Source organism: Vibrio sp. SBT000027 (assembly GCF_963894355.1).
Classification (GTDB): domain Bacteria; phylum Pseudomonadota; class Gammaproteobacteria; order Enterobacterales; family Vibrionaceae; genus Vibrio; species Vibrio splendidus.
Window position 1 is genome coordinate 856,309 of the sequence record NZ_CAWQGD010000004.1, and the last position, 12,280, is coordinate 868,588.

Below are 12,280 nucleotides of genomic sequence, written 5' to 3' on the forward strand. Positions count from 1 at the left end.
TCATGTATAGCAAAATTTTAGGTACTGGCAGCTACTTGCCATCTCAGGTGCGTACTAACGCAGACTTAGAGAAAATGGTAGAGACTAGCGATGAGTGGATCGTTGCTAGAACAGGTATTAAAGAGCGTCGTATTTCAGCGGAAAACGAAACCGTTGCGGATATGGCGTTTTACGCTGCTGAGAATGCCATTGAGATGGCAGGTATCGACAAAGAAGATATTGATTTAATCATCGTCGCGACAACCAGCAGTAGCCATACATTCCCGTCTTCGGCATGTCAGGTACAAGGTAAGCTTGGTATCAAAGGCTGCCCTGCGTTTGATTTAGCTGCGGCGTGTTCTGGCTTTGTCTATGCACTGTCTGTTGCTGATCAACATATCAAGACTGGTATGTGTAAAAACGTTTTGGTAATCGGTGCGGATGCACTGTCAAAAACCTGTGATCCGACTGACCGCTCTACTATCATCTTATTTGGTGATGCTGCAGGCGCGGTGGTTGTAGGCGCAAGCGAAGAGCCAGGTATTTTGTCTACTCACATTTACTCTGATGGTAAATATGGTGAGCTTCTAAGCTTAGAAGTTCCAGAGCGTGGCGGTGATGCAGACAAATGGCTGCACATGGCGGGCAACGAAGTATTTAAAGTGGCGGTAACTCAGCTTTCTAAGCTAGTTAAAGACACATTAGCGGCGAACAATATGGATAAGTCAGAGCTTGATTGGTTAGTTCCACACCAAGCGAATTACCGTATTATCTCGGCAACCGCTAAAAAGCTGACGATGTCGCTTGATCAAGTTGTGATTACTCTTGATAAGCACGGCAATACGTCGGCAGCTACCGTACCAACGGCCCTTGATGAGGCTGTTCGCGACGGGCGAATTAAACGTGGTCAAACGCTTCTACTCGAAGCATTTGGCGGCGGCTTCACTTGGGGTTCTGCGTTAGTTAAATTCTAACCCCAAGCGATAATCAACAAACAAGGCACATAACTTATGTGCCTTATTCAATTTTTTGCTTTGCTTAAAGGAAAATTACAATGAGCAAATTTGCTATCGTATTCCCAGGCCAAGGCTCTCAAGCTATCGGTATGCTTGCTGACCTAGGCGAACAGTATGATGTTGTTAAAAAGACATTTGCTGAAGCTTCAGAAGCACTTGGTTACGATCTATGGGCATTGGTTCAAGATGGTCCAGTAGAAAATCTAAATGAAACTTTCCGTACTCAACCGGCTCTACTCACTGCGTCTGTTGCAATCTGGCGTGTATGGCAAGAGCTTGGTCTAGAGCAACCTGCAAACCTAGCAGGTCACAGCCTAGGCGAATACTCTGCACTCGTGTGTGCGGGTGTTATCGACTTTAAAGAAGCGATCAAGCTAGTTGAGCTACGTGGTCAGCTGATGCAAGAAGCGGTTCCTGCTGGCGTTGGTGCAATGTACGCAATCATCGGTCTAGATGATGAAGCGATTGCTAAAGCGTGTGAAGAAGCGGCACAAGACGAAGTTGTGTCTCCAGTTAACTTCAATTCACCTGGCCAAGTTGTAATCGCGGGTAACAAAGCGGCAGTAGAGCGCGCTGGTGCACTATGTAAAGAAGCAGGCGCTAAACGTGCTCTTCCTTTACCCGTATCTGTGCCGTCTCACTGTGCCCTTATGAAGCCTGCAGCAGACAAGCTAGCGGTTGCTCTAGAAGCTCTAGAGTTCAACACACCGGCACTGCCTGTTATCAATAACGTCGATGTTATTGCTGAAACAGACCCTGCAAAAATCAAAAGCGCACTTGTTCGTCAGCTATACAGCCCAGTTCGTTGGACTGAAGGTGTACAAGCGATGAATGAGCAAGGCGTTGAAAAGCTACTAGAATTAGGCCCAGGTAAGGTTCTTACTGGTCTAACAAAACGTATTGTTAAAACTATGACAGCTGCTGCAGTTAATGACACTGCATCACTAGACGCTGCTAAGTAAATAACCAATTAATAGAGAAGTTATGATGAATTTAGAAGGCAAAGTTGCACTAGTTACAGGCGCAAGCCGTGGCATCGGTCGTGCAATCGCTGAGCTTTTAGTTGAGCGTGGTGCTAAAGTTATCGGTACTGCTACGTCTGAAGGCGGCGCTGCTGCAATCAGCGAGTACCTTGGTGAGAACGGTAAAGGTCTTGCTCTTAATGTCACTGATGTTGACTCAATTGCTGCTACACTGAAAACCATCAACGATGAATTCGGTACGATTGACATTCTGGTTAACAACGCAGGTATCACTCGTGATAACCTTCTTATGCGTATGAAAGACGATGAATGGAATGACATCATCGATACTAACCTAACGCCTATCTTCCGCATGTCTAAAGCTGTATTGCGTGGCATGATGAAAAAGCGTCAAGGCCGTATCGTAAACGTTGGTTCTGTAGTAGGTACTATGGGTAACGCTGGTCAAGCTAACTACGCAGCAGCAAAAGCTGGTGTGATTGGTTTCACTAAATCAATGGCTCGTGAAGTTGCGTCTCGTGGTATTACAGTGAACACTGTAGCGCCAGGTTTCATCGAAACAGACATGACTAAAGCGCTAAATGATGACCAACGTGCAGCAACTTTGGCGAATGTACCAGCAGGTCGACTAGGTGACCCTCGCGAAATCGCTGAAGCTGTGGTATTTTTGGCGTCACCTGCGGCAGCTTATATCACAGGTGAAACACTTCACGTCAATGGCGGTATGTACATGGTGTAAATTATGTGCAACATTTGTGCATGATTTAAGTCAAGATCATACGTAATTTCGGTTAAAATCGTGAAAATTGTGGTTTGACCAGAAAAGTTGACCTTGCAACTTTCAATAGATTGAATAAACTACGGAAAACATCGCATAAAGCGAACTCTGTAAAGGAAAAGAAAAAATGAGCAACCTCGAAGAACGCGTAAAGAAAATCATTGTTGAACAGCTAGGTGTAGACGAAGCTGAAGTTAAAAACGAAGCTTCTTTCGTTGATGACCTAGGTGCAGATTCTCTAGACACAGTTGAGCTAGTAATGGCTCTAGAAGAAGAATTCGACACTGAAATCCCAGATGACGAAGCTGAGAAAATTACTACTGTTCAAGCTGCTATCGATTACGTAACTAGCGCTCAGTAATAATCTCTCCCAGGCGGTCACCTTGACCGCCTGTGTTTTATCTAACTCATCTATCCTCATCTTAAATCACCTCAATCCCCGGAGTGTAATATCGTGTCCAAGCGTCGTGTAGTTGTCACTGGCATGGGTATGTTGTCGCCGGTAGGCAACACTGTAGAATCTTCTTGGAAAGCCCTGCTAGCTGGTCAAAGTGGTATCGTTAATATCGATCATTTTGATGCAACCAATTTCTCAACTCGTTTTGCAGGTCTAGTTAAAGACTTTAACTGCGAAGAGTATATGACTAAAAAAGATGCTCGTAAGATGGACTTGTTCATCCAGTACGGCGTCGCAGCAGGTATTCAAGCTTTAGATGATTCAGCCCTAACTATTACTGAAGAAAACGCTCCTCGTGTAGGCGTTGCTATCGGTTCTGGTATTGGTGGTCTTGGTTTGATCGAAGCCGGTCACAAGGCTCTAACTGAAAAAGGCCCTCGTAAAATCAGCCCGTTCTTCGTACCGTCGACGATCGTGAATATGATTGCGGGTCACATGTCTATCATGCGTGGCCTACGCGGTCCAAACATCGCGATCTCTACAGCATGTACGACTGGCCTACATAACATTGGCCACGCGGCTCGTATGATTGCATACGGCGATGCTGACGCAATGCTAGCGGGTGGTGCTGAAAAAGCATCTACACCACTAGGTATGGGCGGTTTTGGTGCGGCTAAAGCACTGTCTACTCGTAACGATGAGCCTCAAAAAGCTTCTCGTCCATGGGACAAAGGCCGTGACGGCTTCGTTCTTGGTGACGGTGCAGGCATGATGGTTCTTGAAGAGTATGAACATGCTAAAGCTCGTGGCGCTAAGATTTACTGTGAGCTAGTTGGCTTCGGTATGTCGGGTGACGCTTACCACATGACATCTCCAAGTGAAGATGGCTCTGGTGGTGCACTAGCAATGGAAGCGGCTATGCGTGATGCTGGCATTACTGGTGAACAAATCGGTTATGTTAATGCACACGGTACTTCGACTCCTGCAGGTGACGTAGCGGAAGTTAAGGGCATCAAGCGTGCTCTTGGCGAAGCAGGCAGCAAGCAAGTCTTGGTTTCTTCTACGAAGTCAATGACAGGCCACCTTCTAGGTGCTGCAGGTTCTGCTGAAGCGATTATCACAGCGATGTCTCTAATTGATCAAATTGTTCCACCAACAATCAATTTAGATGATCCTGAAGAAGGCTTAGATATTGACTTAGTACCCCACACTGCGCGTAAAGTTAGCGGTATGGAATATGCTGCATGTAACTCATTCGGTTTCGGTGGTACAAACGGCTGTTTGATCTTCAAAAAGATTTAATCATCTTATTAAAGATGTAAACATTCGTAGATAGTCATAATTAGACTTGTTTTTAAACGGCTTGATGCTTTAGCATTGAGCCGTTTCTTTTTATGGGGAAAAACATGTTTTTGGTTGATGGAGAAAGCCAGCAAACTGTCGATATCTTGGATCGTTCGTTCCAGTACGGGGATGGTTGTTTTACCACCATGCTTGTCCAAGAGGGTCAGGTTCAGCATTTTTATGATCATCAATGTCGTGTCGACGAATGCCTTAAAGCGTTGCGTATACCAACACTTGATTGGGATGTTGTTAGCCTTTGGATCGATAATGCACTTCAACATATCCAAGATAACGATCTTCATGGAACAAAGAGCCTTTATGGTTCAAAGATCCTCCATGATACAAACAAGCCTCATAATCAAAAAGCTGGGATAAAGCTACACGTTAGCCGTGGGGTCGGCGGTCGTGGCTACAGTACCAAGAATATCGCCAAGCCAACGATAACCATCAGTACATTTGATTTCCCTAGTCATTATTCAGCGTGGCAAGATTCTGGTGTAGAACTCGGTATCTGCCAACAAGCACTAGGTTTGAGCCCATTGCTCGCAGGCCATAAGCACAATAATCGTCTTGAGCAGATCTTGATGAAAGATGAAATGGATCAGGCCGATGAAGCTGATGGTGTAGTTCTTGATATCTCGGGCAATGTGATTGAAACCACCATGGCTAATCTGTTTTGGCGCAAAGGTCAGATGATATATACACCTCAACTCACGCAAAGTGGTGTAGCGGGGGTTATGCGTAAGCAAGTGTTAACCGCGCTGAATCAAGCTGAACTTTCCGTTACAATTAGTGACTACTGCTTATCTCAACTCATGCAAGCTGATGAGATTTTCATGACCAACTCCATCTTAGGGGTTGCCCCAGTTACCCGTATTAGTGATACCCAATTTAACATTGGAACCGTTACTCGTAGCCTTCAAGGACAACTAAACTCGTGATCAAAAAGTTATTTATTTTTATTATCTTGTGCCTAATTGCAGCCGCAGCTGCTGGGTTCTACGTTTACAACCAAGCGCAAGATAACCTGAAACAAGTTATTCAATTAGAAAAACCGCAGGTGGTTACCGTTGCTTCAGGTAGCAGCTTTAACCGTGTTCTAGCACAGTTGATTAACGAGGGGCTTTTTGAGGCTTCTCCTTACGAGAAATTAATCCGTAAGTTACATCCTGAGCTTGTAGACGTAAAAGCGGGTACATTCCTGCTTGAACCCGGTTTAACTCTAGAGCAGGCGCTACAAGTGCTTGTAGAAGGTAAGGAGCACCAATTTACCATTACCTTCGTAGAAGGCAGTCGTTTTGACGAGTGGCTTGTTCAGCTAAAAGACAACGAATTCATTCAGCAGACGTTGAATGATGTCTCTGAAAAAGAGATCGCACAAAAGCTTGGTATCGAAAATGAAAAGCTAGAAGGCCTTTTCTTAGCGGAAACATACCACTACACCTATGGCACAACGGATTTAGATTTGTTGAAACGCGCCCACCGAGATCTGATGAACGTGGTCAATGATGAGTGGGAAAATAGAGCCGATAAACTGCCTCTTAAATCGCCATATGAAGCGCTAATTCTTGCGTCTATCATTGAGAAAGAGACTGCAGTAGCGTCAGAGCGTGAACGTGTGTCTTCTGTGTTCGTTAATCGCTTGAACAAGCGTATGCGTCTGCAAACTGACCCAACGGTTATCTACGGCATGGGCGACAGTTACAAAGGCAATATACGTAAGAAAGACTTACGTACTCCAACGCCATACAACACCTATACAATGAGTGGTTTACCACCGACGCCGATTGCAATGGCGGGCAAAGCGTCTATCAATGCTGCGCTGAATCCAGAGAAGAGTAACTACCTGTATTTCGTTGCGAGTGGAACCGGCGGTCACGTATTTTCAAAGAGTTTGACTGAGCATAACCGTGCAGTACGAGCTTACTTAAAGCAATTAAGAAAAAACAAATAAAGAAATAATTATGAATCAGTCGAAATTTATCGTAGTTGAAGGCCTTGAAGGTGCTGGCAAAAGTACAGCAATCAATGCCATCGTTGAGACATTAAAAGCATCGGGTGTTGAAGATATCGTCAATACTCGTGAGCCGGGTGGCACTGTCTTAGCTGAAAAGATGCGTTCATTGGTTAAAGAAGAGCACGAAGGTGAGAAGCTTCAAGATATGACGGAACTATTGCTGATGTACGCGGCACGTGTTCAATTAGTCGAGAACGTCATCAAGCCCGCATTAGACAGCGGTAAATGGGTGTTGGGTGATCGCCATGATATGTCATCTCAAGCTTATCAAGGTGGTGGTCGTCAGATAGCACGCACTACGATGGAATCACTGAAAGCAACCACGCTAGGCGGCTTTAAGCCAGATCTAACGCTATATTTGGACCTAGACCCTAGAGTAGGACTAGAGCGTGCTAGAGGCCGCGGTGAGCTTGATAGAATTGAAAAAATGGACATCTCATTTTTCGATCGCACGCGTGAGCGTTACTTAGAAATTGCAGGGCAAGACGATTCTGTACTCGTGATTAATGCGCAGCAAGAAATTGAGCAAGTAGCCGCTGATATTAAAGTCGCGCTCAGTGCTTGGCTCAATAAACAGTAGGTAGTCATGGCTGAAGTGTATTCTTGGCTCACACCGGTATGGAGTGAGTGGAAAAAAAGTCTCGATGCAGAACGTTTTCCTAACTCTGTTATTGTTAATGCACCGGAAGGGCTCGGCGTTGATGCGCTGATTAGCCAACTTACCGATGCATTAATGTGTACTAATTACGAAAGCGAGTCGTGTGGATTTTGCCACAGTTGTGAATTGATGAAGTCGGGGAGTCATCCGGATTTCCATGTGATTGAACCTGAGAAAGAAGGTAAATCGATTACCGTTGACCAAGTACGTGCGAGTAACCGCTGGGCTCAACAATCGTCCCAGTTAGGTGGTTTGCGCGTTATCTTGCTTAACCCTGCAGAGGCGATGAACGAATCGGCGTCGAACGCATTGCTGAAAACTCTAGAAGAGCCATCAAGTAAGTGCATCTTCATTCTTTCTACTCGTAACAGTAATCGCTTAATGCCGACTATTATTAGCCGCTGTCAGCAATTCAATGTGGTTAGCCCACAGTTGGATACTGGATCGACTTGGCTAGATGGGGAAGTAGGTAAAGCGGTTCCGCAGTATATTCTAGCGCTCAATGACAACGCGCCTTTGAAAGCGAAAGCCATGTTTGAGCAAGGCGGTGTTGAAGCCTCAACAAAAGTGCTCGATGGCTTTGTCAATGTAATCAAAGGCACTCAACCTGACATGCTGAAGTTTTCCACAGAGCTTAGTAAAGATCCTTTGGTTCAACTAGGCTGGCTATGGCACTTACTGTCTGACGTGCAAAAGCTGCATTTTGGTTTGGCGAATCAGGCGATGACTCCGAGTGCGAAAGCTTTGGTTGAGGTAATGTCTTATCAAAGTGCTTACGCAGCATCGAATAAACTGTTGATATTGATTGAGCAGTTAAAGCAACACCCCGGGCTCAATACGGAGCTACTCATAATGAACTGGCTGATTGCCACTTGCGAGGAAACATGTTCGTAGATTCCCACTGTCATTTGGACAAACTGGATTACCAAGATTTACACACCAGTGTAGAAGACGTGGTTAATAAGGCGAAGGCAGCAAACGTAGACCAACTGCTTTCTGTCGGTGTGACATTAGACTCGTTTGAAAATATGCTTGAGATGATCTCGCCGTTCGATAACGTTAAAGCTTCTTGTGGCGTTCACCCTCTCGATGTAGAGAGCGATTTCTGTCTAGAAAGAATGCGTGAGTATGCGAGCAATCCAAAGGTTGTGGCGATAGGTGAGACAGGCTTAGATTATCACTACCAGCCAGAGACGGCAGAACTACAACAGCTTAGGTTCAAGCAGCACGTTGAGTTGGCTGTTGAGCTTAATAAACCTTTGATCATCCACACGCGTAACGCGCGTGAAGATACGTTAGCTATTTTACGCGATGGTGGAGCAGAGAAGTGCGGCGGTGTGATTCATTGCTTTACTGAAGATCAAGCGTTCGCCGAAGCGGCAATGGAGTTAGGTTTTTATATCTCGATCTCAGGTATTGTGACCTTTAAACAAGCCACAGAACTTAAAGATGTTGTGAAAAACCTACCGCTAGATAGGTTGCTGATCGAGACGGATTCGCCATACTTGGCTCCGATTCCATATCGAGGTAAACAGAATCAGCCTGCATATGTGGTCGAAGTAGCGGCTTATATCGCGCAGTTGAAAGGGCTGTCAATGAAAGAGGTTGCTGAACAAACAACCAAAAATTACCGAAAACTTTTTTTGCGATAAAAAACTAACTAAACAAATAAAAGGGAGCGAAAGCTCCCTTTTTGTGTTTTTGATCACCAAAAGTACGTTTTTTTTTAATGTTTACTAATTATGTTGAACTTGAGAGCACTATTTACATCATTTGTAATTTTGTTACTAAAAATAACATTAGCTCCTATTTTATTTACCCAGTAAAATAATACGCCCATCAAAAAATATATTTATATTTCAATGATTTAATGTCTTGTAAAGCATTGCATTTCTAGATTTGACATGTGATCCAAGACGTGTTTTGAAACTAAATTTCGTAAGTGACTAGAAAGTTAGTTCCGCATCAATATATATTTAGCGGCAGAAAATATAATGCAATACATGGTTACATTTTCACTGGGTGCTAACATATAGGCTACGGGGGTGTGCCGTTAGAACCCATATAATTATTTTATCTTTATCAGGAGCATAAACATGTTTAAGAACCTTTTTGCTAACCTGCAGAAAGTTGGTAAGTCTCTGATGCTACCAGTATCAGTTTTACCAGTTGCGGGTATTTTGCTAGGTGTCGGTGCAGCAGACCTTCCTTTCATTCCAGAAATTGTTTCAAACTTAATGGAACAAGCGGGTGGTTCAGTATTCGGTCAAATGGCACTACTGTTCGCAGTAGGTGTAGCACTTGGCTTTACTAATAACGACGGTGTAGCTGGTCTAGCTGCTATCGTTGGTTACGGCATCATGACTGCTACACTTGGCGTAATGGCTGGTGTAATGGGCGTTGATAAAATCGATACTGGTGTACTAGGTGGTATCCTAGTCGGTGGTGTTGCTGCTTGGGCATTCAACCGTTTCTTCCGTATTCAACTACCAGAGTACCTAGGCTTCTTCGCTGGTAAGCGTGCCGTGCCAATCATCACAGGTTTCTCTGCGATTGGTCTAGCAATCCTACTATCTGTAGTATGGCCACCAGTTGGCGGCGCTATCTCTGCGTTCTCTGATTGGGCTGCTCACCAAAACCCACAAGTGGCGTTTGGTATCTACGGTATCGTTGAGCGTTCTCTAATTCCATTTGGTCTTCACCACGTTTGGAACGTACCTTTCTTCTTTGAAGCTGGTACTTGTGTAAACGCTGCTGGCGAAACTCAAAACGGTGTTCTTACTTGTTACCTAGTTGCTGATGACGCATCTCGTGCAGCGGGCAATGGCTTCGGTCAGCTAGCTGGTGGTTACATGTTCAAGATGTTCGGCCTACCGGCTGCTGCAATCGCAATTGCACACTCAGCTAAGCCTGAAAACCGAGCTAAAGTAATGGGCATCATGGCTTCTGCTGCGTTGACTTCATTCCTAACGGGTATCACTGAACCAATCGAATTCTCATTCCTATTCGTTGCTCCAGTACTGTACGCAATCCACGCTCTACTAGCTGGTTCTGCATACGTTCTTGCGAACACTCTAGGTTTTGTACACGGTACATCTTTCTCACACGGTCTAATCGACTTCCTAGTTCTATCTGGCAACGCGTCTAAGATGGGCCTAATGGTTGTATGTGGTATTGGTTACGCTGCAATTTACTACATTGTATTCCGCACTGTGATTAAAGCACTTGACCTTAAAACTCCAGGTCGCGAAGACGAGTCAGAAGACGACATCGTTGCAACTGGTACTGAGCTTGCTGGTGAGTTAGTTGCTGCATTCGGTGGCAAAGCGAACATCACTGGTCTTGACGCTTGTATTACTCGTCTACGTGTTGCAGTAGCTGATACAGAAGCTGTTGACCAAGACAAACTGAAGAAACTAGGTGCTGCAGGTGTTGTTGTAGTTGCTGGTGGCGTACAAGCTATCTTCGGTACTAAGTCTGACAACCTTAAGACAGACATGGATGAGTGGATTCGTAACAACGGTTAATTCACTGATTCAATAAATTGAAAGGAGGCCGAAAGGCCTCCTTTTTTGTTTTCTGCAACATAAAGACCTTTCTACGTTTCATCTTTTCAAAATCAGTGAATTACCACTTAACTCGATGTGTTGTTACTCGTTCTTGATCGTTTAATGGCTGCGATCTTTAACCAAGTGATGACATCTTTAGCTATGATTCAAGTAACCTACCGTTTTTTCAAAACAGTCTGAGAATATTATGAAACATCGTTACTTGATTGGCCTTATGTGCTGCAGTGGGATTTCGTTCGCTCACGCTTCTGAAGCTCCAAACCTAGAAGTTGGTTTAGCCCTCGACCAAGATTTAAGTGTCGTTGTTGAGTTTGATCAAAAGTATCGTGCAACCGTTGGTAACGATGGTGCCGCATTTGACTATATTTTTAAGCGTGGTCAGTTTGAAACTGAAGCGCCTTTAAGTTGGTATGTTGGTGCAGGTGCTTGGGCTGAATGGAATGACGATTTTGGTTTGCGTTTGCCGCTAGGCGTGAAAGTGAATTTCTATGAAGGTTGGAATGCTTACGCACAAGTTCACCCTGAGCTCGACATGTACAAAGGTGTTGAGTTACAAGTAGGCGGCGCACTAGGTGTGACCTACAAGTTCTAAGTTGAACTGAAAACCGTTTTTATAATGAAAAAGCCAGCATCAAGCTGGTTTTTTCATTTCGTTAGAATACTTCTAGTCTAAAGACTGATTGATCCAATATGGGGACTCAACCTAGAAGGTAAAACTCAATCCAACATTGGCTTGGAATTGGTTCATCCAGTCAGTATCAAAGCGGATGATGCAGTCTTGGCCATTGCTCGGTACGTTACAAACACCAGAAGTGTCGTTGTCGACCACAGTACCTAGCCAACGTAATTGTGTATTTAACGCTAAGCGGTTACTGAATTTGTACTCTAAGCCACCAAAGATAGAAGTTGAGAACCCATATTTATCTTTCGCCCAATCTACATCAACGTAAGAAGCACCAAGACCTAACCCTAGATATCCTGACAACGCAGAGGAAGCAGGGTAGTAGATACTGCTTTGAAAGTGCAGGTATTGAATTGAGGAGCTTAGATTGAGCGTTTCTAACTCAGAGCTCTGATTGGAATAGAAAAAGCCGATACGACCTTTCTCAAGAGGAGTTTCAATGGCGAAGGTGAAGTTTTCTGAACCTTCCATATCATAAGTATTACCATCCTGGTCTTCGACGCTACCACCACCTGTATAACCAATCATCGGAGTGATAATAATTTCCGGCGCTGCATACAAGTTTGAAGCGGAAATGAGCGCAACAAGCGCAATCATATTTGCTTTGTTATTCATGAGTATATCCTTATCCATACACTTACTAATTGTGATGGTTACATCAATATTGTGCGACTAATTTCGACGATTCTTGAAGATACTTCACACACCTGATAATACTTAAATAGATACTCGACAAATTAATAATAAGCCAGAGGTGTTTATGGACCATAATCTGAAAAATGCGCTACAAATAACAGTAGTAATCTACACCATCATTCTTTCATTTGGCTTTATTGCGATTGGTAGCTAATACCATC

General features: G+C 44.2%; 14 protein-coding genes. 13 read left to right on the plus strand and 1 reads right to left on the minus strand.

The window, feature by feature from the left end:
- Positions 1-2 precede the first annotated feature (2 nt).
- The 12 genes from AACU28_RS13785 to AACU28_RS13840 all read left to right on the plus strand — a co-directional run bounded on the left by AACU28_RS13785 (position 3) and on the right by AACU28_RS13840 (position 11,333).
- Entirely contained in the window at positions 3-953 is a 951-nt protein-coding gene (locus AACU28_RS13785; RefSeq protein ID WP_010437276.1) for a beta-ketoacyl-ACP synthase III, read from the plus strand.
- Between the two features lie 80 nt (positions 954-1,033).
- Entirely contained in the window at positions 1,034-1,957 is a 924-nt protein-coding gene (gene fabD, locus AACU28_RS13790) for an ACP S-malonyltransferase (RefSeq protein ID WP_017078125.1), read from the plus strand.
- A 25-nt stretch (positions 1,958-1,982) separates the two neighbouring features.
- A complete protein-coding gene (fabG, locus tag AACU28_RS13795) occupies positions 1,983-2,717 on the plus strand; it encodes a 3-oxoacyl-ACP reductase FabG (RefSeq protein ID WP_183091208.1) in 735 nt (244 codons plus the stop codon).
- 166 nt (positions 2,718-2,883) lie between these two features.
- Positions 2,884-3,117 carry an acyl carrier protein gene (acpP, locus tag AACU28_RS13800; RefSeq protein ID WP_012603569.1) on the plus strand — a complete coding sequence of 78 codons (234 nt, stop codon included), beginning with the start codon at positions 2,884-2,886 and terminating at the stop codon, positions 3,115-3,117.
- A 93-nt stretch (positions 3,118-3,210) separates the two neighbouring features.
- A complete protein-coding gene (fabF, locus tag AACU28_RS13805; RefSeq protein ID WP_004736554.1) occupies positions 3,211-4,455 on the plus strand; it encodes a beta-ketoacyl-ACP synthase II in 1,245 nt (414 codons plus the stop codon).
- 104 nt (positions 4,456-4,559) lie between these two features.
- Positions 4,560-5,438 (plus strand): aminodeoxychorismate lyase, encoded by an 879-nt coding sequence (gene pabC / locus AACU28_RS13810; protein WP_121603074.1) that lies wholly within the window; start codon positions 4,560-4,562, stop codon positions 5,436-5,438.
- Positions 5,435-6,451, plus strand: coding sequence for an endolytic transglycosylase MltG (mltG, locus tag AACU28_RS13815; protein ID WP_012603571.1), 1,017 nt, complete (start codon positions 5,435-5,437; stop codon positions 6,449-6,451). The genes pabC and mltG overlap by 4 nt, the downstream gene beginning before the upstream one ends.
- A gap of 10 nt (positions 6,452-6,461) precedes the next feature.
- Positions 6,462-7,094, plus strand: a complete 633-nt coding sequence (gene tmk, locus AACU28_RS13820) for a dTMP kinase (protein WP_065605493.1) — start codon at positions 6,462-6,464, stop codon at positions 7,092-7,094.
- A 6-nt stretch (positions 7,095-7,100) separates the two neighbouring features.
- The gene (locus AACU28_RS13825) at positions 7,101-8,066 is read left to right on the plus strand and encodes a DNA polymerase III subunit delta' (RefSeq protein ID WP_054547258.1); all 966 of its coding nucleotides are present in this window, start codon (positions 7,101-7,103) and stop codon (positions 8,064-8,066) included.
- Positions 8,057-8,824, plus strand: a complete 768-nt coding sequence (locus AACU28_RS13830) for a TatD family hydrolase (protein WP_017093784.1) — start codon at positions 8,057-8,059, stop codon at positions 8,822-8,824. The genes AACU28_RS13825 and AACU28_RS13830 overlap by 10 nt, the downstream gene beginning before the upstream one ends.
- Positions 8,825-9,268: 444 nt before the next feature.
- The gene (gene ptsG / locus AACU28_RS13835; protein WP_004736562.1) at positions 9,269-10,699 is read left to right on the plus strand and encodes a PTS glucose transporter subunit IIBC; all 1,431 of its coding nucleotides are present in this window, start codon (positions 9,269-9,271) and stop codon (positions 10,697-10,699) included.
- A gap of 229 nt (positions 10,700-10,928) precedes the next feature.
- A complete protein-coding gene (locus AACU28_RS13840; protein ID WP_017078132.1) occupies positions 10,929-11,333 on the plus strand; it encodes a hypothetical protein in 405 nt (134 codons plus the stop codon).
- A 111-nt stretch (positions 11,334-11,444) separates the two neighbouring features.
- Here AACU28_RS13840 and AACU28_RS13845 read toward each other — a convergent pair whose 3' ends face one another.
- The gene (locus AACU28_RS13845) at positions 11,445-12,038 is read right to left on the minus strand and encodes a hypothetical protein (protein WP_029404968.1); all 594 of its coding nucleotides are present in this window, start codon (positions 12,036-12,038) and stop codon (positions 11,445-11,447) included.
- Between the two features lie 145 nt (positions 12,039-12,183).
- Here AACU28_RS13845 and cydH point away from each other — a divergent pair, with 145 nt between their 5' ends.
- Positions 12,184-12,273: a cytochrome bd-I oxidase subunit CydH gene (cydH, locus tag AACU28_RS13850; RefSeq protein WP_099165371.1), complete on the plus strand. Its 90-nt coding sequence runs from the start codon at positions 12,184-12,186 to the stop codon at positions 12,271-12,273.
- The last annotated feature ends 7 nt before the right edge of the window (positions 12,274-12,280 follow it).

Excerpts from the sequence above, each read along its gene's own strand:
- AACU28_RS13785 (WP_010437276.1), top strand. The coding sequence starts at position 3 with ATGTATAGCAAAATTTTAGGTACTGGCAGCTACTTGCCATCTCAGGTG.
- fabD (WP_017078125.1), top strand. The coding sequence starts at position 1,034 with ATGAGCAAATTTGCTATCGTATTCCCAGGCCAAGGCTCTCAAGCTATC.
- fabG (WP_183091208.1), top strand. The coding sequence starts at position 1,983 with ATGAATTTAGAAGGCAAAGTTGCACTAGTTACAGGCGCAAGCCGTGGC.
- acpP (WP_012603569.1), top strand. The coding sequence starts at position 2,884 with ATGAGCAACCTCGAAGAACGCGTAAAGAAAATCATTGTTGAACAGCTA.
- pabC (WP_121603074.1), top strand. The coding sequence starts at position 4,560 with ATGTTTTTGGTTGATGGAGAAAGCCAGCAAACTGTCGATATCTTGGAT.
- tmk (WP_065605493.1), top strand. The coding sequence starts at position 6,462 with ATGAATCAGTCGAAATTTATCGTAGTTGAAGGCCTTGAAGGTGCTGGC.
- AACU28_RS13825 (WP_054547258.1), top strand. The coding sequence starts at position 7,101 with ATGGCTGAAGTGTATTCTTGGCTCACACCGGTATGGAGTGAGTGGAAA.
- AACU28_RS13830 (WP_017093784.1), top strand. The coding sequence starts at position 8,057 with ATGTTCGTAGATTCCCACTGTCATTTGGACAAACTGGATTACCAAGAT.
- ptsG (WP_004736562.1), top strand. The coding sequence starts at position 9,269 with ATGTTTAAGAACCTTTTTGCTAACCTGCAGAAAGTTGGTAAGTCTCTG.
- AACU28_RS13840 (WP_017078132.1), top strand. The coding sequence starts at position 10,929 with ATGAAACATCGTTACTTGATTGGCCTTATGTGCTGCAGTGGGATTTCG.
- AACU28_RS13845 (WP_029404968.1), bottom strand. The coding sequence starts at position 12,038 with ATGAATAACAAAGCAAATATGATTGCGCTTGTTGCGCTCATTTCCGCT.
- cydH (WP_099165371.1), top strand. The coding sequence starts at position 12,184 with ATGGACCATAATCTGAAAAATGCGCTACAAATAACAGTAGTAATCTAC.